Origin of the sequence: Bifidobacterium dentium JCM 1195 = DSM 20436 (genome assembly GCF_001042595.1) — a bacterium.
GTDB classification, from domain to species: domain Bacteria; phylum Actinomycetota; class Actinomycetes; order Actinomycetales; family Bifidobacteriaceae; genus Bifidobacterium; species Bifidobacterium dentium.
Genome location: NZ_AP012326.1, coordinates 1,438,435 through 1,463,135, shown reverse-complemented (window position 1 = coordinate 1,463,135; position 24,701 = coordinate 1,438,435). Strand labels below are relative to the sequence as shown.

The 24,701-nt window shown below is 59.1% G+C and carries 20 protein-coding genes; 18 read left to right on the top strand and 2 right to left on the bottom strand.

Annotated elements, in window-relative coordinates; all coding sequences use genetic code 11:
- Window position 1: 1 nt before the first annotated feature.
- Window positions 2–1,723: an FtsX-like permease family protein gene (locus BBDE_RS06330; protein ID WP_003839870.1), complete on the bottom strand. Its 1,722-nt coding sequence runs from the start codon at window positions 1,721–1,723 to the stop codon at window positions 2–4.
- Between the two features lie 191 nt (window positions 1,724–1,914).
- On the opposite strand from BBDE_RS06330, the gene BBDE_RS06325 reads away from it, so the two are divergent.
- From BBDE_RS06325 to BBDE_RS06260, 14 genes are all read left to right on the top strand, one after another.
- Complete coding sequence (locus BBDE_RS06325) at window positions 1,915–2,787, top strand: TrmH family RNA methyltransferase (RefSeq protein ID WP_003839872.1); 873 nt, start codon at window positions 1,915–1,917, stop codon at window positions 2,785–2,787.
- 65 nt (window positions 2,788–2,852) lie between these two features.
- Entirely contained in the window at window positions 2,853–3,920 is a 1,068-nt protein-coding gene (gene pheS, locus BBDE_RS06320) for a phenylalanine--tRNA ligase subunit alpha (protein ID WP_012902218.1), read from the top strand.
- A gap of 7 nt (window positions 3,921–3,927) precedes the next feature.
- A complete protein-coding gene (gene pheT, locus BBDE_RS06315; RefSeq protein ID WP_126622067.1) occupies window positions 3,928–6,537 on the top strand; it encodes a phenylalanine--tRNA ligase subunit beta in 2,610 nt (869 codons plus the stop codon).
- A 32-nt stretch (window positions 6,538–6,569) separates the two neighbouring features.
- Complete coding sequence (locus tag BBDE_RS06310; protein ID WP_003839877.1) at window positions 6,570–7,307, top strand: hypothetical protein; 738 nt, start codon at window positions 6,570–6,572, stop codon at window positions 7,305–7,307.
- Between the two features lie 133 nt (window positions 7,308–7,440).
- Window positions 7,441–8,535, top strand: a complete 1,095-nt coding sequence (gene argC / locus BBDE_RS06305; RefSeq protein ID WP_003839879.1) for an N-acetyl-gamma-glutamyl-phosphate reductase — start codon at window positions 7,441–7,443, stop codon at window positions 8,533–8,535.
- On the top strand, window positions 8,532–9,704 hold the full coding sequence (gene argJ, locus BBDE_RS06300; protein ID WP_003839881.1) for a bifunctional glutamate N-acetyltransferase/amino-acid acetyltransferase ArgJ: 1,173 nt from the start codon (window positions 8,532–8,534) through the stop codon (window positions 9,702–9,704). Before argC ends, argJ begins: the two co-directional genes overlap by 4 nt.
- Before the next feature lie 9 nt (window positions 9,705–9,713).
- A complete protein-coding gene (gene argB, locus BBDE_RS06295; RefSeq protein WP_003839883.1) occupies window positions 9,714–10,670 on the top strand; it encodes an acetylglutamate kinase in 957 nt (318 codons plus the stop codon).
- A complete protein-coding gene (locus BBDE_RS06290) occupies window positions 10,660–11,955 on the top strand; it encodes an acetylornithine transaminase (protein WP_003839885.1) in 1,296 nt (431 codons plus the stop codon). Before argB ends, BBDE_RS06290 begins: the two co-directional genes overlap by 11 nt.
- Window positions 11,956–11,973: 18 nt before the next feature.
- Window positions 11,974–12,942, top strand: coding sequence for an ornithine carbamoyltransferase (gene argF, locus BBDE_RS06285; RefSeq protein WP_003839887.1), 969 nt, complete (start codon window positions 11,974–11,976; stop codon window positions 12,940–12,942).
- Window positions 12,942–13,460 (top strand): arginine repressor, encoded by a 519-nt coding sequence (gene argR, locus BBDE_RS06280; RefSeq protein ID WP_003841604.1) that lies wholly within the window; start codon window positions 12,942–12,944, stop codon window positions 13,458–13,460. Before argF ends, argR begins: the two co-directional genes overlap by 1 nt.
- A 77-nt stretch (window positions 13,461–13,537) precedes the next feature.
- Window positions 13,538–14,794, top strand: coding sequence for an argininosuccinate synthase (locus BBDE_RS06275; RefSeq protein ID WP_187287356.1), 1,257 nt, complete (start codon window positions 13,538–13,540; stop codon window positions 14,792–14,794).
- Between the two features lie 140 nt (window positions 14,795–14,934).
- Window positions 14,935–16,416: an argininosuccinate lyase gene (argH, locus tag BBDE_RS06270; RefSeq protein WP_003839892.1), complete on the top strand. Its 1,482-nt coding sequence runs from the start codon at window positions 14,935–14,937 to the stop codon at window positions 16,414–16,416.
- A complete protein-coding gene (locus tag BBDE_RS06265) occupies window positions 16,416–16,922 on the top strand; it encodes an HD domain-containing protein (RefSeq protein WP_003839894.1) in 507 nt (168 codons plus the stop codon). The genes argH and BBDE_RS06265 overlap by 1 nt, the downstream gene beginning before the upstream one ends.
- Before the next feature lie 7 nt (window positions 16,923–16,929).
- Window positions 16,930–17,712 carry a putative ABC transporter permease gene (locus BBDE_RS06260; protein ID WP_003839895.1) on the top strand — a complete coding sequence of 261 codons (783 nt, stop codon included), beginning with the start codon at window positions 16,930–16,932 and terminating at the stop codon, window positions 17,710–17,712.
- Between the two features lie 22 nt (window positions 17,713–17,734).
- Here BBDE_RS06260 and BBDE_RS06255 read toward each other — a convergent pair whose 3' ends face one another.
- Window positions 17,735–19,540: a DUF975 family protein gene (locus BBDE_RS06255; protein ID WP_228369675.1), complete on the bottom strand. Its 1,806-nt coding sequence runs from the start codon at window positions 19,538–19,540 to the stop codon at window positions 17,735–17,737.
- Window positions 19,541–19,715: 175 nt separating this feature from the next.
- Here BBDE_RS06255 and tyrS point away from each other — a divergent pair, with 175 nt between their 5' ends.
- Genes tyrS through BBDE_RS06230 form a run of 4 tightly spaced genes read left to right on the top strand, consistent with a single transcriptional unit; the run spans window position 19,716 to window position 24,692 of the window.
- Window positions 19,716–21,038 carry a tyrosine--tRNA ligase gene (tyrS, locus tag BBDE_RS06250; protein WP_003839897.1) on the top strand — a complete coding sequence of 441 codons (1,323 nt, stop codon included), beginning with the start codon at window positions 19,716–19,718 and terminating at the stop codon, window positions 21,036–21,038.
- 56 nt (window positions 21,039–21,094) lie between these two features.
- Window positions 21,095–22,876, top strand: coding sequence for a tetratricopeptide repeat protein (locus tag BBDE_RS11105; protein WP_074695872.1), 1,782 nt, complete (start codon window positions 21,095–21,097; stop codon window positions 22,874–22,876).
- A gap of 15 nt (window positions 22,877–22,891) precedes the next feature.
- Window positions 22,892–23,920: an HAD-IIA family hydrolase gene (locus BBDE_RS06235; protein WP_003839903.1), complete on the top strand. Its 1,029-nt coding sequence runs from the start codon at window positions 22,892–22,894 to the stop codon at window positions 23,918–23,920.
- A gap of 13 nt (window positions 23,921–23,933) precedes the next feature.
- Entirely contained in the window at window positions 23,934–24,692 is a 759-nt protein-coding gene (locus BBDE_RS06230) for a TlyA family RNA methyltransferase (protein WP_003839904.1), read from the top strand.
- The last annotated feature ends 9 nt before the right edge of the window (window positions 24,693–24,701 follow it).

The window sequence follows — 24,701 nt, the reverse complement described above, 5'->3', positions numbered from 1 at the left end:
TTCAGGAACGGTCGGCGAGGATCTGCAGCGGTTCGTAGCGCAGGACGAAGATGACTGCCACGAGCGCGGCGACCAATGTCAGGCCGATGCCGACCAACAGCAATTGCCCGACCACGGCCAGATTGACGGTGGCGTTGATGGAGGAGACGTAGTTCGCGGCCTGGTTCATCATGCCGCCCGGACCGCCCTGCGGTTGTTTGGCGTCATTGGTGGCATCGGAGGAACTGGTGTCGCCAGAGCCCGACTTGCTGGAGGAATCGGTCGAGGCGGAGGAATTCCCGTCCGTGGAATCCGAGGAGGATCCGGCGCCGTTGGAGTCCGTACCCTGCATGTCGCGTCCGAACTGCTCACGTTGGCTGGCCTGCTGCGACTGCTGTTGCGCGATCTGACTCGACAGCAGCTGGTTGGAGACCGGTACGGAGGCTGCCGCGCCGATGCCCGCGCCCAAGGCAAGACCGATCATCGTGACGATCAGCAGCTCCAAGGTGAACTGTGCGGCCACTTTGACCTTGTTCACGCCGATGGCCGTCAGCACGCCGATCTCATATTTGCGTTCACGGACGTTCAGCAAGGTGATGACCACCAGTACCACACCACCGACGGCAAGCACCACGATGAGCAACGTCAGTGCGAACTTCGATAGGTTGTCGAGAGGTACCAAGCTGGATTCATAGTTCTCCACGTCGGCGGACGATACGGTGTAGTCGCTGCTCAGCCCGGCCTTCTTCGCATCCTTGGCAAAGGTCTCGTAATCGGATTTGCTGGCGAAGACGTAGGTATAGTTCAGCTGGGTCGTGGACGTGGACGTATCGGAATCACTCGACGCGTTGGAATCCGCATCGAGGCCGAGCGACTTGAGCGTGGAGACCGAAGTGTAGATGGCGTTCGCCGGATCGGAGGCGGTGGAGGCCATCGGACCGCCCATGGCCTGATTGGAATCGGTGGAGTTCTTGTAGATGCCGACGATGGTCAGCTTGTAGGTGGTGCTCGAATCGTTGGGGTTGGTCACGCTGATGGTATCGCCCACGGAAAGATTGTTGAAATCCGCGAGCGACTTGGAGATGATCACGTTCCCGTCGCTGCTTTCGTCGTAACCGAAGACCTTACCGTCAACCATGGTGAAACTACCGTTCGACGCATTGGAGACCGCTTCGTCGGAGGAGAAGCCGACCAGCGAGAAATCGCCGCTGACGGCAGTGGTGCCGTTGCTGTCTCCGCCACCCGGCTGGTCACCTCCACCGGGGCCGCCGTTGCCTTGGGGTTGGCTGCTATCGCTGGAAGATGAGCTGGAATCGCTCGAATCGGAGGAATTCGATGAACTGGTCGAATCGGTGACGGGCTGGAAATCATCGGTTGCGGCAAGCCCCACGGTTTCGGTATAGTACGTGGATTTCACGGAAGATGAGGCCTTGGCGTATTTCTGATAGTCGCTGAGCGAGAGTTGCTTGTCGGCCAATGCGCTACGCATCGCGTCAAAGTCCGGCTTGCCGTCGGAACTGCTGGAGTCGGACTTCGATTCACTGATGAGCTTATTGCGGTCAAGACTGATCTGTGCGGTGATGGTCGTGTTCTCCAACCCGCTGTTGCGGGCGGTCGTCGCCGCCTGCCGAATGGACAGGCCGATGGTCGCTGCGGCGGCGATGATGGTTACGATCACAATGATCAGTATGTTGCGGCCTTTGTTTCTGGTCACGCTTTGCCATGCGTTCTTTACGACGAACATGATGATCCCTTGATGCCGAAGATGCTGTACGATACGCCGTCGCGATCGGCGATGAACCGATGATAAAAACCGTATCTTGGCGTATGGCGTAAAGAACACTTGGTGCAATCTGAAACGAATCTGAATGTTTACTGAATCTCAATACGACATGACGGGGTGTACGGCGGAACAATGGTGTTAGGCTAACGCGTATGCCTATTAAAACCGAAGTCATCGCGAATCCCAAGGCGGAACGCATCCGACGCGTCGCCGAACTTGCGGAGCGCAAGGGGCGAAAACGTGCCGGCCGCTTCCTGGTGGAGGGGCCTCAATCGGTACGCGAGCTGCTGACCTGGCATCCCGACATCGTGCGGGATCTGTATGTGGAGGCGATCGGCACCGAACCCGACGCTCCGTTCCTGACCGATACGGTGGCGCAGATGGCAGGCAAGGCCATGCAGGCCGGTGCCTATGTCCACAAGGTGACGCATGCGGTGATGCGGCATATGAGCTCCGATGCGCAAGGCGTGCTCGCCGTGGCCGACATGCAAGGATTTCTGGACGCCGCCGGAAACGTGGAATCCTTTGGCGACAATGCCATGGTCGCTGCGTTCTGGCAGGTTCGCGATCCGGGCAACGCCGGAACCGTGATCCGTTCCGCGGATGCCGCCGGCTGTGCGGCCGTGGTGTTCGTCGACGAATGCGTGGACATCTTCAACCCGAAGGTGATTCGCTCCACTGCGGGCTCATTGTTCCATCTGCCGGTACTCACCATGGGTACGGAGGCGTTTTTCGCTTGGTGCGACGAGCGGAATCTCGCCATATACGCGGCGGATGTGTACGGCACGGACTCCAGGCCCCCGGAACCGCTGACCGATGTGCTTGCCGAGCCATCCACGCTGGCCGGTGCCAAGACGATGATCTTCGGCAATGAGGCGCGAGGACTTACTCGCGAAGTGCTGGATCGGACCGACCGAATCGTGTCGATTCCGATTTACGGCAAGGCGGAGTCCCTGAACCTCGGCACCAGCGCGGCGGTGATGCTGCTGAGCTTGGCTATGTCGAGTCATGTTGAAAGAATGTGAAGTCGGAAAACGTTGAAATTGCGCGTTTTTCGCGTAAAACAAACGGGAAATTAGAAAGGTATCTCGTGGCAGAAGGTGCGGTGTTCGACGCCCAAGCGGTGACCGATGCGGTTTCCGAGGGCATCGCGAAAATCGAAAACGCCTCCAGTATGGAGGAATTGAAAGCCATCAAGACGCAATACGCCGGCGCGGATTCCGCGATGACGCAGGCCAGCAAGGCCATCGGTGCGCTACCGAAGGATCAGAAGAAGGAAGCCGGCAAGGTCATGGGTAAACTGCGCGCTGACTTCGGTCGTGCGTACGGCACCAAGGAGCAGCAGGTCAAGGCCGAGGAGGAGGCCCGTGCGCTGGCTTCCGAAACCGTGGATATGACCCTGCCCGTCAACCGCAAGCCGCTTGGCGCGCGTCATCCGTTGCCGAAGCTGATGGAAGACGTCGAGGACTTCTTCATCTCCATGGGCTGGCAGATTTCCGACGGTCCGGAGGTTGAGACCGAGTGGTATGACTTCGACGCCCTGAATTTTGGTCCGGACCATCCGGCGCGCCAGATGCAGGATACCTTCTATGTCAAGGGCAACCAGGCCAAGGATGCCGCTGGATTCGTCGGTTCCAACATGGTGCTGCGCACTCAGACCTCCTCCGACCAGGTACGAGGTCTTCTCACCCGCGGCGTGCCGCTGTACATCGCTTGCCCGGGCCGTGTGTTCCGCACCGATGAGCTTGACGCCACCCACACCCCTGTGTTCCATCAGGTCGAGGCCCTCGCCGTTGACAAGCATCTGACGATGGCTGATTTGAAGGGCGTGCTTGACAAGCTTGCCGTGGCCATGTTCGGTCCCGAAGCCAAGACCCGCCTGCGTCCGAGCTACTTCCCATTCACCGAGCCGAGCGCCGAACTCGACCTGTGGTTCCCTGACAAGAAGGGTGGTGCGGGCTGGCTCGAATGGGGTGGCTGCGGTATGGTCAACCCGAACGTGCTCAAGTCCGCCGGCCTCGACCCGGAAGTCTATACGGGCTTTGCCTTCGGCGTCGGCGTGGAGCGTACGTTGCTGCTGCGCCATGACATCAATGACATGCACGACCTGGTCGAAGGTGACGTGCGATTCAGCGAACAGTTTGTGATGGGGGAGTGATTGACCCATGCCAATGGTAGATATTGATTGGCTCAAGGACCACGTCGAGGTTCCGGAAGGCCTTACCTATGAACAGCTTGCCAAGGATCTGGTGAAGGTCGGTCTCGAAGAGGAGGAGATTCACACATCCCAGCTCGTCGGACCTATCGTGGTCGGCTACGTGGTTGACGCCACCCCGGAACCACAGAAGAACGGCAAGATCATCAACTGGTGCCACGTCGACGTCGGCGACGAATATAACGAGACCGACGAGAACGGCAACAAAGTACCGCGTGGCATCATCTGCGGTGCGCCGAACATGGCCGCGGGCGAGAAGGTCGTCGTGACCCTGCCGGGCGCAGTGCTGCCGGGCGATTTCAAGATCGAACCGCGCAAGACTTACGGCCACATCTCCAACGGCATGTGCGCTTCCGAGCGAGAACTGGGCCTCGGCGACAATCATGACGGTATCATCCTGCTTCGCAAGTACGGCTTCACTCCGGAGGAGTACGAGGCGCTCAAGCCGGGCGACGACGCCATGCACCTGCTGCACTTGGACGAGCCGTTGCTGGAGATCAACATCACCCCGGATCGCGGCTATGCGTTCTCCTACCGCGGCGTGGCCCGTGAATATCACCACTCCACCGGAGCGGCCTATGTCGATCCGGCAGTGGCATTGAACGGAAAGGCGCCGGTCACCCAAGGCCTGCCGGAGGGTACGAAGACCGACATCGAGGTGATCGTCGAAGACAACAACCCGATTCACGGCGTAATTGGTTGCGACCGATACTACGCCCGTGCGGTGCATGGCTTCGACCCTGCAAGCCACACTCCGAATTGGATGCGCCGTCGCCTGACCCGTGCGGGCATGCGCTCCATTTCCTTGGCTGTGGACGTCACCAACTACGTGATGCTCGACCTCGGTCAGCCGATGCACGCCTATGATCTCGACAAAATCGAAGGCCCGATCGTGGTTCGGCGTGCTGTCGAGGGCGAGACCCTGACCACGCTGGACGGCAAGAAGCATGACCTGAGCGTGGAAGATCTGCTTATCACCGATTCGCCCAATGGCGAGCATGGCTCACGCATCCTCGGCATCGCCGGCGTGATGGGTGGCCTATACGGTGAGGTGACCGCCGAGACCAAGAACATCCTGCTTGAATCCGCGCATTTCGATCAGGTGTCGATTGCACGTTCCGCACGTCGCCACAAGATTCCATCCGAGGCATCCCGCCGTTTTGAACGTGGCGTGGACGATCAGCTGCAGCCGGCCGCCGCACAGATGGCCGCCGAGCTCATGGTCAAGTACGGCAATGGCGAGCCGAGCGAACATCCCACCGATGTCAACACCGTCACCCCTGCGCGCACCATCCATTTCAAAGCCACCGAGGTGGCTCGCGTGGCGGGTCTCGACACTGACGTGAACACCATCAGCGGCATCCTGACCGACATTGGCTGCTCCGTCGCAGGTGGCGGCAATGGCGAATTTTCCGTAACTGCGCCGAGTTGGCGTCCGGATCTCAATGAGCCGTGCGACCTGGTGGAGGAAGTGGCGCGTCTGGTTGGCTACGATGAAATTCCTGTCACCGTGCCGCCGGCTCCCGTCGAAGGTAAGGTCGGACTGACTGCCGAACAGCTGCGTAAGCGCCAGATTGCCGACGAGCTTGCGGAATACGGCATGGTCGAGACGTTGAGCTACCCGTTCGTGGGTGACGAGGACTACAAGTACTTCGCCTACGACAAGGATGAGATCAAGAAGGTCAGCGTCGAGATCGCCAATCCGCTTGCCGGCGACCGCCCGTTCCTGCGCCGCGCCATCATGCCGACTTTGGCCCAGACCGTACAGCGCAATCTGCGTCGTGGTGTGGAGAACGTGTCGCTGTATGAAATCGGCCATGTGTATCTGTGGGATCCGAACGCGCCGGCCATCCCGGCGTTGCCCGGCGCGGTGCGTCCGACCGACGAACAGTTGGCGGCGCTCGACGCAGGCCTACCGGATCAGCCGATGCATGTCGCGGGCATCCTGACCGGCAATGCCGTCGACACCGGTTGGTTGGGTGAACGTCGTGCGGTGGATTGGAGCGATGCCGTTGAAGCCGTGCACCGTATTTCCGATCGTATTGGCGCTGGCCTTACGTTGGATCAGCCGAAGGCCGAGGATGTTCCGGCGCAATGGCATCCGGGCCGTGCCGCTCGCGTGATGGCCGGCGATGCTTTTGTCGGTATGGTCGGCGAACTGCATCCGCATGTGAACGAAGCGCTGGGCTTGCCTGCGCATTCCGCGGCTTTCGAACTTGACCTGACTGCGTTGTTCGCCACCCTAAGTGGCAAGCCGGTGCAGGCCAAGCCGATTTCCACCTTCCCTCCGGTCAAGCAGGATCTGGCCTTCACCGTGCCGAACGATGTCACCGCCGCCGCGTTGCAGCAGGTCATCGCCGAGGCCGCAGGCGATAGTCTTGAAGACATCAAGCTGTTCGACGTGTTTACCGGCGACCAACTGGGCGAAGGCGTGAAGTCCCTGGCCTATGCAGTCACATTCCGCGCTCCGGATAAGACGCTGACTTCCGAAGACAGTGAGGCGATTCGCAAGCGTATTGTTGACGAGGCAAGCAAATTGGGCGCACAGTTGCGCGCCTGACGTTTCGAGCAACGATAGATAAGAGGATAACGATGAACGAACCGGAGCAATATCAGCCGAACAATCCCGATGAACGTCAGGGGACGGCCGGTGCCGCTCCGGTTTCGTCGTCTTCCGAAGGTTCGAACACGCCTCAATACGGACAGTATGCCCAGCCGGAATATGGTGCAATGGCCAACCAATACCCTTCCGGATACAATCCCTACGTCTATGGTGCGCCGGAAATCGAGACGAATTCCTCCAACCAGCAGGGCGCCGAGGTTCGGCAGCCTCAACAACCTACTCCCGCAGGCTATCCGTATTCGCAGCAGTATGGCGGCCAGCCGGGCAATCCGTACCAGAACCAGAATCCGTATCAGAACAATCCCTATGGCTGGAACGGTAACCCGCAGCAGCAGTACGATCAACAGGCGCCGAGCGGACGGCAGCCGCGAATGCGGGGCAACATCGATCTGAACGATCCCAATCAGAACCCGCTGTATGGGCATTGGGATTCCTATGCGATTCTTTCGCTGGTGTTCACCATCCTTCTGCCGGTACCGGTGGTGCCCGCACTGATGGGCGGCGTGGCCATGTGGCGTACCAAGACCTTCCATATGAAAGGATTCTGGCTGGGCGTAGCCGCATTGGTAATCAACGTGCTCTACACCATCGGCGTGATCTGGATGGCTGTGCACGGCATCTCTTCCACCGAGCTTTATGATCAGCTGCTGCAGCATATGCTTGGCGGCGGTTCAGGCTCGTCGGAATCCGGTTCGCTGTCTGCCTGACCGTTGCCGTGCCGTCCATGCTGGCACATCACGATGACCACTATCCGACACATTTCGGATGCATAATTATGCAATGTACTGCATAAAGTGTATGCTGGGGGTGTTTCAGTGAGTCAAGGAAAAGAGACGTGACATGGCCAAATATACGGTAGCCGTGGCCGGTGCGACCGGGTATGCGGGGGGTGAGGCGCTCCGTATACTCGCCGCCCATCCGAATTTCGAGGTGACATGCGTCGCCGGACATTCCTCGGTGGGGGACAAGCTCGGCAAGCACATGCCCCATATTCCGCAATTGGCCGATCTGGTGGTGGAGGACACCACCCCCGAAGTGCTTAATGGGCATGATGTAATCATTCTCGCATTGCCGCATGGCGCTTCCGGGGCATTGGCCTCCAAGCTTGACGCGAATGCCGTGGTGGTGGATCTGGGCGCCGATCACCGACTCGAGGAGCGCTCGGCGTGGGACGAGTTCTATGGCGGTGATTTCTACGAGCATTGGACCTATGGCATGCCGGAACTCATCACCGGTACTTCGGCCGATGGCTCGTACGTTCGTCAGCGCGAGGCCCTCCCGGGATCCAAACGCATCGCGGGGCCGGGTTGTAACGTGACCGCCACCACATTGGCTCTGCAGCCGGGCGTGGCCCAGGGCCTGATCGAGCCGAAAGACATCGTGGCCGATCTGGTGGTCGGCTACTCCGGTGCCGGCAAGAATCTCAAGCGCACCAATCTGCTGGCCGCCGAGGCGTTCGGATCGGCTCTGCCGTATTCCGTGGGCGGCACGCATCGTCACATTCCCGAGATTCTGCAGAACTTTGCTCATGCTGCCGGTAAGCAAGCTTCCGCGGCTGAAGGGTTCACGCTTGGATTCACGCCGATTCTGGTGCCGATGGCACGAGGCATCCTCGCATCCGTTTCCGCCAGACTCACCGACAAGGCGTTGGGCATGAGCGATGCCGAAATCCGACAGGTATGGCTCGACGCCTATGCAGGGCAGGATTTCATGGTGGTGTTGCCGGAAGGCGTGATGCCGGCCACTGCCAACATCATTGGCTCGAATGCGGCCCACATCCAAGTGGCCGTCGATCATAATGCCGGTCGTCTGCTGGCGTTTGCGGCCATTGACAACCTCAACCGAGGCACTGCCGGACAGGCCGTGCAGTCGTTGAATGTGGCATTGGGACTTCCTGAAGACGCAGGACTTACGAAGATTGGAGTGGCACCATGAGTGTAACGTTTGCACAAGGATTCTCCGCGGCCGGTGTGGCTGCTGGCATTTCCGCCGTCGAGGGTAAGAAGGATATGGCCTTGGTGGTCAACAACGGTCCGTTGGATGCGGCGGCTGCCGTATTCACGACGAACCGTTTCTGTGCGGCTCCGGTGCAGTGGTCCCGCAAGGTCGTTGCCGATGGCCATGTCAAAGCGGTGATTCTCAATTCGGGCGGAGCCAATGCCTGCACCGGCAAGCCGGGCTATGAGCAGTCCCAAGCCACTGCTGAAAAGGTCGCCGAGCTGCTGGGCGCATCCGCAAACGATGTCGCGGTATGCTCCACCGGCCTTATCGGCGAACTGTTGCCTCTCGACCACGTACTTTCCGGTACGGAGGCCGCATTCGCCGCACTGTCCGATAGCGTCGAGGCCGGAGAGAACGCCTCTTATGCGATCATGACCACCGACACCAAGCCGAAGACCGTCGAGCTGGAAGGCTCCACCGGTTTTCGCGTCGGAGGCATGGTCAAAGGATCGGGCATGATCGCTCCGCAGCTGGCCACGATGCTGTGCGTCATCACCACCGATGCCGTGGTGAATGCAGGTCAGCTTCAGGCTGCACTGAACGCAGGCGTGGAGATGTCGTTCAACCGTATTGACGTGGATGGCTGCATGTCCACCAACGACACCGTGCTGCTGCTGGCCTCTGGTGCTTCCGGCGTGGAGCCGGATCCGGACGAGTTCAACGATCTCGTGGCCAAGGCCACCGCATCGTTGGCGCGCCAGATCGTCGGCGACGGTGAAGGTGCGAGCCATGACATTCGCGTCAAGGTCACCGGAGCCACCACCGAGGACGCGGCATTGGCATGCGGCCGTGCCGTAGCGGCCTCCAATCTGCTGAAGTGCGCCATCGCGGGCAACGATCCGAACTGGGGACGAATCCTGAGTTCTCTGGGCACGGTTTCCCCGGAGGATGCGCCATTTGATGCCGAAAAGGTCACGGTGGACGTCAATGGCGTACGTATTTGCGAAAACGGTGGGGCCGGACGTGATCGTTCCGAGGTCGATATGACGCCGCGTGAGGTGCATATTGACATTGACCTCAACGAGGGCGATGCCGAAGCGAGCGTCTGGACCGACGATCTGACCCACGAATACGTGCATATCAATGCTGACTATGAAAGCTGAACACAGGCAATGACAACAGAACTCAAGGGACCCGGTTTCCATTTCGATGTGCATACCGATTTGCGCGCCGACCAGAAGGCCGAAGTGCTGATCGAAGCGTTGCCGTGGCTCGAGGAATTCGCCGGACAGCGCATCGTCGTCAAGTATGGCGGCAACGCAATGATCGATGACCACCTCAAACAGTGTTTCGCAGAGGACATGGTATTCCTGCGTCAGGTGGGATTGCATCCGATCGTGGTGCATGGAGGCGGTCCGCAGATTTCCCAGATGCTCAAGGCGTTGGGCATCAAATCGGAATTCAAGGGTGGTCTGCGCGTCACCACTCCGGAAGCCATGGATGTGGTACGCATGGTGTTGACGGGCAAGGTTTCCCGCGATCTCGTCGGACTGATCAACTCGCACGGTCCGTTCGCGGTTGGCCTGTCCGGTGAGGATGGTGCCTTGTTCTCCGCCATGCAACGTAAGCCCATGATCGACGGTGAACCTACCGATATCGGGCTGGTCGGCGATGTGGTGAGCGTCGATGCCTCCGCCGTGGAGGATCTGATCAACGCCGGACGCATTCCGGTGGTTTCCTCGGTGGCCCCGAATGAGGATGATGCCACTGAAGTGCTGAATGTGAATGCCGATTCCGCAGCAGCCGCGTTGGCCGCGGCATTGGGTGCCAGCAAGCTGGTGATTCTCACCGATGTCGATGGACTGTATGCCGACTGGCCCGATCGTGATTCCCTGATCGGGCGCATCGGTGTGGAGAACCTGCGCGATATGCTGCCCGATTTGGAAAGCGGTATGCGTCCGAAGATGGAGGCCTGCGTGCGCGCCCTCGATGGTGGCGTCCCACGTGCCCACATCATCGATGGTCGTAAGCCGCATTCTATACTGAATGAGATTTTTACCTCCGCCGGCATCGGAACCATGGTCGTCCCCGAGGACGGCGTCGAAATGAGGAGCTCTTATGGCAACTGAACAACTGGAAGCGTTGGGAAGTGAAGACGCGAAATGGCTGGGGGAATACTCCCAGGTGCATATGAACGTGTTCGGTACTCCGTTACGCGTGATGGATCATGGCGAAGGCGCCCGCATCTGGGACGTCGACGGCAATGAGTATCTCGATTTTCTGGCGGGCATCGCCGTGAATGCGCTCGGCTACGCCCACCCGAAGTGGGTCAAGGCAGTCAGCGAACAGGCGGCCAAGGCCGCGCATGTGAGCAACTACTTCGCCACCGAACCGCAGATCAGGCTTGCGGCCAAGCTCGTTGAGCTGGCCGGAGCCCCGGATGGCTCCCACGTGTACTTCGGAAATTCCGGAGCCGAAGGCAATGAGGCGGCTTTGAAGCTTGCCAAACTGTATGGTCGCACCCTGCCGGGCGCATCGCCGTCGATCGGAGGAAAGCCGGCACGTATCATCGCCCTGACCCATGGTTTCCACGGCCGTACTTTGGGCGCGCTTTCCGCAACCTGGAAACCGGCCATTCGTACCCCTTTTGAGCCGCTTATCCCGAATATCGAATTCGTTGAGGCCGGCGATCCCTGCGCATTGCAGGATGCCTTCGCCGAAACGGGACAGGGACACCATGGCAAGGGCCCGGTCGCGGCGGTCATCATGGAACTAATCCAAGGTGAGGCCGGCGTGCGTCCGGTCGGATCCGATTATGTGAAGAGGGCACGCCAACTGTGCGATGACCACGGTGCCCTGCTCATCATCGATGAGGTGCAGACCGGCATCGGCCGTACCGGCTCCTGGTTCGCCTTCCAACGTGAGGATCTTTCCGGCGGAGTTATTCCTGATATCGTCACCTTCGCCAAGGGCGTGGGCGGCGGCTTCCCGATGGGTGGCATGATCGCCTTCGGCGCCAAGCTTTCGGCATTGTTCACCCCCGGTTCGCATGGCTCCACATTTGCGGGCAATCCCTTGGGCGCCTCCGCGGCCTTAGCCACATTGGACGTCATTGAACAAGAACATTTGGTGGCGAATGCCGAAGCGCGAGGTGAGCAGTTGCGCAACGGCATCATGTCCTGCGGTAATCCGCTGTTCGTATCGGTGCGTGGCCGTGGCCTGCTGGATGCGGCGGAACTGTCTCACCCATGTTCCCATGCCGCCATGAACTGGGCGCTTGAGCACGGTCTCATCGTGAATGCCGTGGCTCCGAATGCACTGCGCTTCGCTCCGCCGCTGGTCGTCACCGAACGGGACGTCGACCGGGCCATATCCATCCTCGCCCGGATTCCCGCCGATCTACCCAACGATTAATATTTGAAAGGAGGCCATATGGCAACCCCGGAACTGCGCCACATGCTACGTGACGACGACTTGAACCACGGAGAACAGAAGCAGGTGCTGGAACTGGCCATCAAGTTCCACAAGAATCGTTTCTACCACCAGCCGTTCGCCGGTCCGCAGGGCATCGCCGTACTGTTCGATAAACCCAGCACGCGTACCCGTTCCAGCTTCTCCATCGGCGTCGCCGAGCTTGGTGGTTATCCGCTGGTCATCGATAAGTCCGGTTCCCAGCTGGGCCGAGGTGAGCCCGTCGCCGATACCGCACGCGTGCTCGACCGCATGGCCTATGGCGTGGTCTGGCGCACGTTTGGGCAGGATAGGGTCGAGGAGATGGCCGAATACTCCACCCATCCGGTGGTCAACGCTCTGACTGACGAGTTCCACCCATGCCAGATTCTCGCGGATTTCCAAACCATCGCCGAACATCGTGGCGGCGTTGACAATCTGAAGAACCAGACCATTGCCTACTTGGGAGATGCCGCCAACAACATGGCGAACTCCTACCTGCTTGGCGGTGCCGTGGCGGGTATGAACGTGCGCGTGGCCGGTCCGAATGGGTACCTGCCCGATTCGCGAATCGTGGCCGACGCGCAGGCCATTGCCTCCGAAACCGGCGGATCCATCCTCGTGACCACCGATCCGAAGGAAGCCGTGGCCGATGCCGACTGCGTGTTCACCGATACCTGGGTTTCCATGGGTGAGGAAGCCGAGTATGCCATTCGTTCCAAGCCCTTCTGGGATTATCAGGTGAACGCTGAGCTCATGGCCTTCGCCAAGCCGGATGCGATCTTCCAGCACTGCCTGCCGGCTTACCGAGGCAAGGAAGTCACCGCTGAGGTCATCGACGGCGCTCAGTCCGTGGTTTGGGATGAGGCCGGAAACCGTTTGCACGCGCAGAAGGCGCTGCTGACTTGGCTGGCTGGCAAGGCCCGTGGCGATGAAAGCCTGCTGGTCTGATGACTGATCACACCCCCGCGTTGCAGCGTCCTGCCACTCGTGCCGCTCGACTGAGTGCCATCGAGCAGGCGCTACTCACGCGTATCGTCACTTCGCAATCCCAACTGTCCGACATTCTCGCGAATCAGGGGATTGCGGTGACGCAAGCGACCTTGAGCCGAGATCTGGACGAGATCCATGCGACGAAAACCAGGCTGTCCGATGGGACCGTAGCCTATGCCATCGGTGTGAAGCAGCCCGATGAGGGATCCGCGGCCAATCCGGATGCCAAGGCCGAACAGCAGATCAGCCGGGTGCTATCCGGCCTGGTCACTTCGGTGGCGGCCGCACGTAACCTTGTCGTAGTGCACACACCTTCTGGAGCGGCGCAATATGTGGCCAGCGTCATCGACAGGCAACCGATAGAAGGGGTGCTTGGCACCATCGCCGGAGATGACACCGTTATGGTGATCTGCGCCGATGATCACGGTGCGAAGCAACGTGCGCAATGGCTGCTTGACGTCGTGTCGAAGGGGTGAATAACCATATAGTGGACACGACTCACCATATATGCATAAATATACAGAGCAATGCATATACTGCTGAATAACATTTGATGCAAGAAAGGGAAACCATGAGCGATCAGAATCGTCTTGTACTGGCGTACTCCGGTGGTCTGGATACCTCCGTCGCCATTTCATACCTGAAGGAACGTACCGGCAAGGATGTCGTGGCCGTGTCCCTTGACGTCGGTCAGGGCGGCGAAAGCCTTGAAACCATCAAGCAACGTGCTCTGGCCTGTGGCGCCGTCGAAGCCTATGTGGTTGATGCCCGTGACGAGTTTGCCGACGAATACTGCATGAAGGCCCTGAAGGCCAACGCCATGTACGAAGGCGTGTACCCGCTGGTCTCCGCCATCTCCCGTCCGCTCATCTCCAAGCATCTTGTGCGTGCCGCCCACCAGTTCGGAGCCGATACGATCTCCCATGGTTGCACCGGCAAGGGCAACGATCAGGTGCGTTTTGAGGTGTCCATCGCTTCCATCGACCCGACCCTGAAGGCCATCAGCCCGATTCGTGATCTGTCCCTGACCCGTGATGTCGAGATCGCATTCGCCAAGGAGCACCAGCTGCCTATCGTGCAGACCGAGAAGAGCCCGTTCTCCATCGATCAGAACGTATGGGGCCGCGCCATCGAGACCGGCTTCCTCGAGGATCCGTGGAACGGTCCGACCAAGGATTGCTACTCCTACACCGACGATCCGGCATTCCCGCCGGTCGAGGATGAGGTCGTCATCGAATTCAAGCAGGGCGTGCCGGTCAAGATCGACGGCCACGATGTGACCCCGTTGCAGGCCATCGAAGAGATGAACCGCCGCGCAGGCGCCCAGGGCATCGGACGAATCGACCTGATTGAGGATCGTCTGGTTGGCATCAAGTCCCGCGAGCTATACGAGGCTCCGGGTGCCGTGGCCTTGATCACCGCCCATCAGGAGCTGGAGAACTGCTGCCTCGAGCGCGAACAGCACCGCATCAAGCGCGATATCGACAAGCGCTGGGCCGAACTGGTCTATGACGCACAGTGGTTCTCCCCGGCGACGCAGTCCCTGAACGCCTTCATCGAAGACACCCAGAAGTACGTTTCCGGTGAGATTCGCATGATTCTGCATGGTGGTCGTGCAGTGGTGACCGGTCGTCGCTCCGACACCTCGCTGTATGACTACAATCTGGCCACCTATGATTCCGGCGATAGCTTCGACCAGAAGTCCTCCAACGGCTTCATCGATATCTACGGACTGCCGAGCCGTGTGGCCGCGACCCGTGATGTCAAGTTCGGCAACGGCATCGAAGTTCCGGACAACACCGTCGAGTAATCGGGTTTCAGGCTCCCACCGATGGAGCTGTCATGCACAATGTGGCTGAGGATGGCTGAATGCCTCGAAAGGCGGTCATCTCCGGTCGGTTGTGGCCGACAGCTCCATCGGTGGGAGCCTTATGTGTAAGGTATGTAGCTATGACTGAAAACAATACTGAGCATCTTGCATTGTGGGGAGGCCGTTTCACATCCGGCCCATCTCCGGAATTGGCTCGACTGAGCAAGTCCACGCAGTTCGATTGGCGTCTGGCCGATGACGACATTGCGGGATCGCGTGCCCATGCCCGTGCCCTCGGCCGTGCCGGTTTGCTGACGGCCGACGAATTGCAGCGCATGGAGGATTCCCTTGATGAGCTGCAGCGTCGTGTTGACTCCGGTGCCTTTGCCCCGATCGAGGATGACGAGGACGAGGCTACCGCACTGGAGCGCGGTCTGCTGGAAATCGCAGGCGACGAACTTGGCGGCAAACTGCGCGCCGGCCGTTCGCGGAACGACCAAATCGCCGCCCTGATTCGCATGTGGCTGCGCCGACAGAGCCGCGTCATCGCCAAGATGTTGCTCGGGCTTGCCGCGACGCTGATCGAGCAGTCCGAAAAAGCAGGTCGCACCGTCATGCCGGGACGCACCCACATGCAGCATGCCCAGCCGGTGCTACTGGCCCATCAGCTCATGGCGCATGTATGGCCGTTGCTGCGTGATGTCGAGCGTCTTGCCGATTGGGATGGGCGCATCGATGCCAGTCCGTACGGTTCCGGTGCCCTTGCCGGCAACACCCTTGGTCTCGAACCGGTGGCGGTGGCCCGTGAGCTCGGTTTCTCCAAGGTGACCGCCAACTCCATCGACGGCACCGCCAGTCGTGACCTCGTCGCGGAGTTCGCTTTCATCGCGGCCATGACCGGCGTCGATATCAGCCGACTGTCCGAAGAAATCATCATCTGGAATACCCAGGAATTCGCCTTCGTCCGTCTTGACGACGCCTATTCCACCGGTTCCTCGATTATGCCCCAGAAGAAGAATCCTGATATCGCGGAACTCGCACGAGGCAAGTCCGGACGACTTATCGGCGACCTGACCGGTCTGCTTGCCACCCTGAAAGGTCTGCCGACGGCCTACGCCCGTGACCTGCAGGAAGACAAGGAAGCCGTGTTCGACCAGGTTGACACACTTGAGGTGTTGCTACCTGCCTTCACCGGCATGATCGGTACCATGACCTTCAATACAGAGCGCCTGGAGGCCGAGGCTCCTACCGGTTTCGCCCTTGCCACCGACATCGCCGAGTGGCTGGTCAAGAACGGTGTGCCATTCCGCCACGCGCATGAACTTTCCGGTGCCTGTGTGAAGATCGCCGAAGACCGCGGTCAGGAACTATGGGATCTGACGGACGAGGACTTCATTGAGGTGTTCAAGGATTTCCTGCCGGCAGACAAGGCACCGCAGGTGCGCGAGGTGCTCTCCACGGAAGGTTCCGTATCCGCCCGCAACGGCAAGGGAGGCACATCTCCGTTGCGTGTACGCGAGCAGATCGTCGCAGCCAAGACCGCGGTGGAATCCCTGCGCGCCTTCGCCAACTCCGTCAGCGATGGCCCGGCTTATAAGACCCCGGAATCCTTGCTGAAATAATGCTGACTCGCATACAGATCCAACGGCTGGTCCACAGACACGGCCGGGAGATTTTCGAACATGAGCATATGCAGATCGAAAGGAGCTGCTATCAGCACGGCGTGGTGACCACGTTCGCGCATTCGGTGCGCGTAGCCTGCCTCGCCGTGTGGATGGCGGACCGGTTGCACCTGTGGTACAGGGTCGATCTGCATTCGCTCATCCGTGCCGCGCTGCTGCACGACTACTTCCTTTACGATTGGCATGATTGGGACAATGGCGAGCATCGTCTGCATGGCTTCACCCACGGCAACACCGCCGTACGCAACGCCGTTCGTGACTTCCGTCTCAATCATGTCGAACGCGACAGCATCGCGAACCACATGTTCCCCCTGACCCCGAGGCCGCCACGATACATCGAAGGATATCTGGTCACCATGGCCGACAAGATCAGTGCCACTAGGGAGACTTTCTCCATGGAACGATTCAACAAGCCGAAGTCCGGGAAACCGGACTGCAGGGAATGACCTTTGCATGTTAGCGCTGGAGCATCTCTTCCTTTGGTTCGTACTGTACAGTTTCATCGGCTGGATCTACGAATCGATTCTGGTGTCCGTCATGGAACGCCGGCTGGTGAATCGCGGCTTCCTCAATGGCCCGTTGTGCCCGATTTACGGAGCCGGCGCGGCACTGGCGATCGCATTGTTGCACAATATGCATAATCCGATCATGATTTTCCTGATCTCCGCAATCGGAGCGAGCGTACTCGAATACGTCACTTCCTGGGCCATGGAGAAGATGTTCCACGCGAGATGGTGGGATTACAGTGACTACCGTTTCAATCTGCAGGGACGTATCTGTTTGCCGGGAGCGCTGGTATTCGGCATTGCCGGCGTGGCCATCATCGACATCATCCAGCCTCAGGTCGCCATTTGGACGATGATGATTCCGTTGCCCGTCGTACATTGGCTATGCTCGATATTCACCATCCTGATCATCATCGACACCAGCGTCACCGTGATGGGCATCGTTGATCTGGGCGAAAGTCTGTCCGCATTCGGCGATGCCATCCAAAGCTATGCGGAGAAAGCCGGTGATTCCTGGCAGTGGGGTAGGGACGCCTTCGTCGATAAGGTACGTGGCTGGTCGGAATCATCGCAGGAGGTCATCTCCAAGATGCAGAATAGCGCCATGTCCATGCTCAACAGACAGCAACGACGCATGATCAGCGCCTTCCCCCATATGAAATCGACGGAATCCACGAAATACAGCAAAATCATGGAAACCGTGCGTGAGATGCTGCGTCGACGCCAATGAACGTCCCATCCGTAGCGTCCGGTCATGAAACCTGCGCCGTCAAGGAATCCTTATAATCGGTGATGCCTGCGCCGATGTTCGGATGTTCTACGGAGTACAACTGGTCCGCGCAATAGATGATCAACAGCAGCACGGCGATGACCCCAAGTCGTTTCGCATCAACCCGGTTGAGCAGATTATCAAGCATCGGTGCCAGCAGATATACGATGGCCAAGCCTCCGAGGCCGAATGTGAGCAGTCCTTCGGCGCAGATCCTGCCATTGAGATTAAGGAAGTAGCCGGTATAGTCCCACCAGCGCCGGCCGCCGTGCATCATCTCCAGATACCATGACGAGAAATACTCCAGACCACCGCACAGCACCACGGTGGTGGTGAATTCGAACATGGGCCTGTCACGCAGTCTCTTGAGCAGTGTCAGGATGAGGATGCCGCCGGTGCCATAAATCGGCAGCCAAGGGCCATGCAGGGTGCCTCGGTTCACGAAGGCACCTTCGGTAATGAACGCGAGACTTACCTCCCACACCCAGCCAACGAAACAGAAGATGAAGAACATCATGGCCAGATTCACCAACGAATAGCTGCGATCGGCGCTGATGGTACGTGATTCGCGGAAGGTAAACGGCATCGGTGCCGGCGCGAGCCGCCCAGGATAGACTATGCCGTCAAGGATTTCCTGACCGATGCGGACCTGGCGGGAATCTTCCCGATATTCCTCATAGCGCGCCACCTGGTCGGAATGCATGGTGCGAATGCCCAACCACTGGGAAAGAAAGCCTGTGAAGCCACACGGCTTATCGGCAGCGACCATGGTGGAACGTACTTGGTCGACGGCTTCGGCCACGTCCGCATAAGACGACCGAATCTCCTCGGAATCGGCCTTGGCGAACAGATGAATGTCGCATAGCAGTTCGGTCCCCTCGATGCCTTGCTCCTTGGAGAGTGCGCGCAGGTATGCATAATATTCGGTGAAGAACGACGCGCTATATCCGTTGGAATAGAATATGCCGCTCACACCGACGGTCGCGATGTCAAGCAGATACCAGCCTAGGAACGTCAGCTGCGCCACGAAGCATTCCCACTTATGTCCCCTCATCATGCGGCGGGACAGGTCGATGGCCTTGCGCGCGCCGATGGTCGGGTTTTCGGCGACTATGTAAGGCACCAGAAAATACGAATAGTATTTGACGATGCCGCCGATGATGGTCAGCGACCATAACAGCAGAGCGGTATTCTTCACGAACATGGTCCACGCCATGCGCGGCCATTGTCGTGTATGCAGAGGGTAAAGGAACCGGCTCGCCGGAATTTTGCCATAGATGCGTCCCTCAAGCAGCATGCGACGCATCACGATGCGGTATGTCTGTTGGATGAACAGCCAGACGAATAAGAATACGGCCATCGAAACCATGACCGGTACGATGACTGCGATTCTGGCATCATGAACGATGGAACGCGTCGCGTCGGCGATGGATACGATTACCGCACCCGATGAGAACGAATTGAGTAGGGAGGCGAAGAACCCTCGGGACCTGCCGAACATGGCGTTGGTGTCGGTGCGGACGATTTGTTCCTGATTGAATTCGACTCGTTTGCGGGCGACATCCTCCTTGCCGAGCAGGAAATCCCGAAACACATCGGACAGATTCGAATCGGTCCAGCCCTTACCGGGCTGGGTGACGGTGAAGGACGAGAGATCGAAGTTGATGCCCCACATCGATGAAGAGTATTCGACTCCGAAAAACGCGGCGAACAGGCAGATTACGACGATCATCCAATACTGCCTGCGCAGCTGATGCCTAGCCTGCGCCTTCATTTCCCTACGGTTCATGAACTGGCCTCCTCTCTCGGCGATGAGTGGCTGGTACCCACTGTAGCGGGTCGGATGGGAATCGCCGGGATGACCGGTGGAAACGGCACATTCGGCTGTCGTCGTCTTCTGCGAAACTGTAGGGTGCGCAAAACGCGCGGTAATGACCCACAATTCGATAGGGAGAAAAACAGTCATGGCTCACGTCATCGATTTCAAGGAGGCCGGCTTCGATTCCGTCCTCGATGAACTGGAATGGCGCGGGTTGATTTCCCAGTCCACCGACCGGGATCGACTCGCCGAAGCGTTGAACGGGGAGCCGGTTTCCTATTATTGCGGTTTCGATCCGACCGCGGCCTCCCTGCACATTGGCAATCTGGTACAGCTCATCAACATGCGTCATCTGCAGGCTGCGGGTCATCATCCGATCGCGTTGGTCGGCGGCGCCACCGGTCTGATCGGCGACCCGCGCCAATCCGGCGAGCGTACGCTTAATCCGAAGGATGTCGTGGCCGGTTGGGCCGAACGCCTCAAGAAGCAGATCGGCGGCATTCTGGAAACCGATGGCGACAATCCGGTGCGGTTCGTGTCCAATTACGATTGGACTGCTTCCATGACCGTCATCGACTTCCTGCGTGACGTCGGCAAGAATTTCCGTCTCGGCACGATGCTCGCCAAGGACACCGTGGCCCGTCGACTGAACTCCGAGGAAGGCATCTCCTTCACCGAATTCAGCTATCAGGTGCTGCAGGGCAACGACTTCCTGCACCTGTTCGACGAATATCATTGCGTACTGGAGATCGGTGGTTCCGACCAGTGGGGTAACCTCACTTCCGGCCTTGACCTGATTCATAAGGTGCGTGGCGTGGATGTGAACGTGTTCACCAGCCCGATCATCACCGATGCGCAAGGCAAGAAGTTCGGCAAGTCCGAAGGCAACGCCGTATGGCTTGACGCGACCATGCTCAGCCCATACAAGTTCTACCAGTTCTGGTTCAATCGACCCGACGTGGAGATGGAAAGCCTGCTTAAGGCGTTCACGTTCCTGCCGAAGACCGAAATCGAGCGACTGGTCAAGGAGAGCGAAACCAATCCGGGCGCGCGTGAGGCGCAGCGTACCTTGGCATGGGAAGTCACCAGCCTTGTGCATGGCGAAGAAGCGACCAATCAGGCCATCGAGGCAGCAGGCGCGTTGTTCGGGCGCGGCGGGGATTTGTCGAGCATCGATGAGGCTACGCTTGAAGCCGCAATCGAGGGGCTCAAGGTCGAAGACGGGCATGGCGAGAAAATTTTCGCACCGGCGGCAGTGGGCGATCGAGTGGCGGAAGCCGGTATGAAGGCAGGTCTGTTCAAGTCGATTTCCGAGGCACGCAAGACCATCAAATCCGGTGGCGTATATCTCAATAACGTGCGTGTGGATGATCAGGAGCAAACGCTTGGCGAAGAGGATTTCCTGCATGGCCGTTTCGCGCTGATTCGCCGCGGCAAGAAGGCGTTGGGTGCCGTCGAAAGCGCCTGATCCGTCAAGACAAACGTACATAACCAACGACACAGATCAATATTTAAGGATTAAGAATGGCAGAAGAACAGCGCGCAAATCGCGGCAAGTCCTACGGCAACCACAAATCCTACGGCTCGGGCCGGCCCGGTAACCGTAGCGGCAAGGGGTTCAAGCCGCGTGGCGATGGCGGCAAGTCCTATGGGCATAGGTCCGGTGGCTTCCGTAACGATGACCGTAAGGGTGGTTACCGCAAGGGCAATGGCGGCGGATTCCGTCGTGACCGTGACTTCCATCGCGATGGTGATGGCGAAGGTCAGGAGCGTCGCTCCTTCCGCGGCGGTCCTCGCAAGTTCGGCAATGGCGGTGAACGTTCCGGCGGTTACCGCGGCGGTCGCGGCAACGACGGCCCGCGCTATCAGCGTGATGGCGAGCATCGTGGCTTCCGTCGTGATGATCGTCGCGACGGTGAGCGTCACGATTTCCGCAAGCGTGATGGTGAGCGTCGTGATTTCCGTCGTGACGATCGTCGTGATGGTGAGCGTCGTGATTTCCACCGCGATGACCGTCGTGATTTCCGTCGTGGCGATGGTGAGCGTCGCAACGATCGTGGCTTCCGTCGTGATGGTGACCGTCGTGATGATCGTCGCGGCAACGGTGGCCGTCGTGATTTCCACCGCGATGACCGTCGTGATGGCGGCCGTCGTGACTTCCGTCGCAACGACCAGCATCGAGACTTCCGCAAGGACCGTGATCAGCGGAACGCAGGTGAAGATCCCAAGCAGTTCACCCGCGAAGAAAAGATGGAATACCGCGAGGCCAAGCGCGGTGAATACCTGTCGAAGCCGCGTCGTAACTCCGACGGCACGATGAGCTTCCCCTCGCAGAATCCGTACACGCATCGTCGCCCCAATGAGCCCAAGATGCCGAAGAGCATCGAATGGCGCATGCTGAGCGCCGAAGATCGTGAACGTCTGCGCGGTTTGTCCAAGGAGCACGCGGAGAATATCGGTCTGCACATCCTTGCCGCCTACACGTTGGAGGAGAGCAATCCGGAAGGTGCCCTTGAGCACGCCAAGTGGGTGGCCCGTCAGGCATCCCGTATCGACTTCGCACGTGAGACGCTGGCCTTCATCTCCTACCGTCAAGGCAATTACAAGCTGGCGTTGAAAGAGTTCCGCACGGCCTACCGTATGAATGGATTCTTGGATTATCTGCCGTTCATCGCCGATTGTGAGCGCGGCCTCGGCAACCCGAAGAAGGCCATCGAAATCGCCATGAGCGATGATGCCAGGTATCTGCGCGGCGAAGCCAAGGCTGAGATGTTCCTCGTGTATGCGGGAGCTTTGGGTGATCTCAAGATGTGGGACAAGGCCATTGAGATCGTTCACAAGCTGGGTCGTTCCAAGGGTCTGGCGGGTGAGTACCGTATGCGTGCGGTGCAGGCCGAACAGTATTTCCTCGAAGAGTCCGGACGCACCGACGAAGCCATCGCGCTGGATCAGCTACTCGACAAACTTGAACTGCAGTATGCCGAATCCGATATGGATGAGACCTCGGATGACTTGGTCATCGAATATGACATGCAGGAGTTGAACGACGAACTTATGGATGTACTGGGCATCACCGAAGAGGACGCCCAGTACGCTCCGGAGGATGAGGATTCCGACGAAGCATCCGATGATGCCATCGACGCCAACGGTGAAACCGATGACGAGACTGAGCTGCCGGCCCAGGAAGCCGTAGAGGGTGCCGAATCGGATATCGAACCGGCCCGTGAGCAGGAAGCCGATGAGGATTCCGACGCATCGGACGAACCCGATGTGGAGGATTCCGACGAATCCTCCGACAACGAGTGAGGTGACGTTGATCACATGCTGAAGTCCACGAATCGGCCTCTAAGCGAAGCGTACAAGCTGGCGTTGCTTGACCTTGATGGCGTGGTGTACCGGGGCAAGAACCCGGTGGAGCACGCGGCGGCGAACATTCGCAAAGCGGAACGTCTGGGCATGACGGTGGAGTACACCACCAACAACTCGTCTAGGCTGCAGTCCGTCGTAGCCGACCAGCTCAAAGGATTCGACTTGGACGTCGAACCATGGCAGGTCATCACCTCTTCCGTGGTGGCTGCCCGCATGGTGGCCCGTGAGGTGCCTGCAGGTGCCAAAGTGTTCGTGCTCGGCGCACGGCACTTGCGTGAGGAGGTGGCCAAACAGGGTCTTGTCGTGGTCGATTCCGCCGAAGACAAGCCGGTCGCGGCCATTCAGGGCTGGTATCCGGATATGTCATGGAACGAGATGGCCCAGATCGCATATGCGGTCGAACACGGCGCCACCTATTTCGTGACCAACCGTGATCTCACCATTCCGCGTGAACTCGGCATCGCCCCGGGGTGCGGATCCATGATCAGGGCCGTGATCAACGCCACCGGCGTCGAACCGGTGTCATCGGCGGGCAAACCGGAATCCGCCATGTACGACGAGGCACGATTGCTCGCCGCGCATGACGACGCCGAACCGGTGGCCAAGGAACTATGCCTCGCCATCGGCGACCGTCTCGACACCGATATCGAAGCCGGTAATCGGGGTGGTTACGATTCATTGGCGGTGCTTACCGGCGTCACCAATCCGCATGAACTTATGTTCGCCCCGGCGCAGCTGCGCCCGACGTTCATCGCCAAGGACCTGCGTGGGCTGAATGAGCCGGCGCCCGCTGTGGAACGTAACGCCGACGGTACCTGGGTTTGTGGTGGCGTACGGGCCGGATGTGCCGGCAATGCACTCGAAGTCGACGATGCCACCAGTGTGGACGGCCTTCGTGCAGCCTGCAACGCCATGTGGGAAGCTGCCGACAACGGCCGTGACTTGAATGCCGTCACCGTACCGGAATTCCACATCGACTGACGATTGGCAGCAAGTGCAGCATAACGATTCGCAACATGCCGTCCGCCTTGACCTTGCCCTGCTGGACCGAGGGCTCTCCGACAGCAGGTCGAAAGCTCAGCGTCTGATCGTCCAGGGCAAGGTCAGTGTGAACGGCGTTGTCGTTTCCAAGGCATCGGCAAAGGTCTCGGACGACGATGTGATTGCCGCCGATAGGGGAGATGACTACGTTTCGCGTGGCGCCTACAAGCTGGTAGGCGCTTTCGATCTGTTTTTCAAGGATGGGCTGCGTCCTCCCAAAGGCTTACGTTGCCTTGATATCGGCGCCTCCACCGGAGGATTCTGCGACGTGCTGCTCCGTCATGGTGCGGCACAGGTCATCGCATTGGATGTCGGGCATGGGCAACTTGATCCGAAAATCGCGAACGACGGCCGAATCATCGAAATGAGTGGCGTCAACATACGGGACGTCGAAGTCGGTGATCTGCCGTTTCGTCCGGAAATGATCGTTTCCGACGTATCCTTCATCTCACTGACCTATGTCATTCCGGTGATTGCACGAATCGCGGCCGATGATGCGCAGATCGTACTGCTCGTCAAACCGCAATTCGAGGTCGGCAAAGGCAATCTCGGCAAGAACGGCATCGTCGAAAGCGAAAAACTACGCGAACAGGCGTTGCGAAATGTCATTGCCTGTGCGAAATCCAACGGACTTGACGTGCGCGCGACCGGACCTTCGCCGATCGAAGGTATGCACGGCAACGTCGAATACCTGCTATATGCCGTGAAATAAGTCGGGCAT

Coding starts and splice junctions, on each gene's coding strand:
- BBDE_RS06330 (WP_003839870.1), bottom strand. CDS start 1,723: ATGTTCGTCGTAAAGAACGCATGGCAAAGCGTGACCAGAAACAAAGGC.
- BBDE_RS06325 (WP_003839872.1), top strand. CDS start 1,915: ATGCCTATTAAAACCGAAGTCATCGCGAATCCCAAGGCGGAACGCATC.
- pheT (WP_126622067.1), top strand. CDS start 3,928: ATGCCAATGGTAGATATTGATTGGCTCAAGGACCACGTCGAGGTTCCG.
- BBDE_RS06310 (WP_003839877.1), top strand. CDS start 6,570: ATGAACGAACCGGAGCAATATCAGCCGAACAATCCCGATGAACGTCAG.
- argC (WP_003839879.1), top strand. CDS start 7,441: ATGGCCAAATATACGGTAGCCGTGGCCGGTGCGACCGGGTATGCGGGG.
- argJ (WP_003839881.1), top strand. CDS start 8,532: ATGAGTGTAACGTTTGCACAAGGATTCTCCGCGGCCGGTGTGGCTGCT.
- argB (WP_003839883.1), top strand. CDS start 9,714: ATGACAACAGAACTCAAGGGACCCGGTTTCCATTTCGATGTGCATACC.
- BBDE_RS06290 (WP_003839885.1), top strand. CDS start 10,660: ATGGCAACTGAACAACTGGAAGCGTTGGGAAGTGAAGACGCGAAATGG.
- argF (WP_003839887.1), top strand. CDS start 11,974: ATGGCAACCCCGGAACTGCGCCACATGCTACGTGACGACGACTTGAAC.
- argR (WP_003841604.1), top strand. CDS start 12,942: ATGACTGATCACACCCCCGCGTTGCAGCGTCCTGCCACTCGTGCCGCT.
- BBDE_RS06275 (WP_187287356.1), top strand. CDS start 13,538: ATGCAAGAAAGGGAAACCATGAGCGATCAGAATCGTCTTGTACTGGCG.
- argH (WP_003839892.1), top strand. CDS start 14,935: ATGACTGAAAACAATACTGAGCATCTTGCATTGTGGGGAGGCCGTTTC.
- BBDE_RS06265 (WP_003839894.1), top strand. CDS start 16,416: ATGCTGACTCGCATACAGATCCAACGGCTGGTCCACAGACACGGCCGG.
- BBDE_RS06260 (WP_003839895.1), top strand. CDS start 16,930: ATGTTAGCGCTGGAGCATCTCTTCCTTTGGTTCGTACTGTACAGTTTC.
- BBDE_RS06255 (WP_228369675.1), bottom strand. CDS start 19,540: ATGAACCGTAGGGAAATGAAGGCGCAGGCTAGGCATCAGCTGCGCAGG.
- tyrS (WP_003839897.1), top strand. CDS start 19,716: ATGGCTCACGTCATCGATTTCAAGGAGGCCGGCTTCGATTCCGTCCTC.
- BBDE_RS11105 (WP_074695872.1), top strand. CDS start 21,095: ATGGCAGAAGAACAGCGCGCAAATCGCGGCAAGTCCTACGGCAACCAC.
- BBDE_RS06235 (WP_003839903.1), top strand. CDS start 22,892: ATGCTGAAGTCCACGAATCGGCCTCTAAGCGAAGCGTACAAGCTGGCG.